Source organism: Bacillus sp. LR--39 (assembly GCF_053613335.1).
This window is the reverse complement of sequence record NZ_JBSIOT010001052.1, coordinates 1-646: the sequence shown is the minus strand read 5'-3', so window position 1 is coordinate 646 and position 646 is coordinate 1. Positions and strand designations below refer to the sequence as shown.

At 41.8% G+C, this 646-nt stretch carries 1 protein-coding gene and 1 pseudogene; one reads left to right on the top strand and one right to left on the bottom strand.

What is annotated here, in order from left to right; all coding sequences use genetic code 11:
* Nucleotides 1–419 (bottom strand): annotated as a pseudogene (locus ACWHAR_RS28365) (RlmI/RlmK family 23S rRNA methyltransferase); the annotation flags it as partial.
* 142 nt (nucleotides 420–561) lie between these two features.
* On the opposite strand from ACWHAR_RS28365, the gene ACWHAR_RS28360 reads away from it, so the two are divergent.
* Nucleotides 562–646 (top strand): VOC family protein (locus tag ACWHAR_RS28360; RefSeq protein WP_452088606.1); only part of this gene is annotated, 85 nt, incomplete at its 3' end.

Here is a 646-nt window from a genome sequence, read left to right as displayed (position 1 = left end):
ATAATCGTTTCTTTAAGCGTATAAATCCCTTTGCTGTACCATTGGAACAAATAGTAGCCGTCATAATAGTCAATCGTAAAGCCGCCGATTCCGTCGCCTTCCCCGTTAAACAAACGAAAAGCGGTCGTATCCGGGTCTTGAAAAAGCGATTTTCTGGCTTGAAATGCTTTCGCCAGCCTGCTTAAAAAGAATGACTGGTCAATCGATTCCCCCTCGTTTCGAGTCAGAATCCAGCCGATCCCTTTGTTTTGCTCGCCATAATAGCCCTTTCCTAAAAACCTGCCGTTTTCATCGGTTATCCTGATCAGCGATCCTTCTTTTATGCCGTTTTCTTGCGAAGAAACGGCCTCTTTTTCGATTAGGGGATAGCCCTTTTTCATTTTTGCAGCGAATGGATGTTTTATTTTTAATGTATGCATTTTAATTCAGTCCTTATCTTAAAGTCTTCTCTATCCTACCATAACGCCTGATAGATGTTCTTATTCATCATGTAATCGATATAATTGACAGATGATTCCGAATTTTCTAAGATGATGGAGAAACTAAAGGAGGAATGGCGAAATGGCGCGAATCGACCACGTAGGACTGATGGTGAAAGACATTGATGCTTCGATCGCATTCTACCAGAATGTGATCGGAATGACGC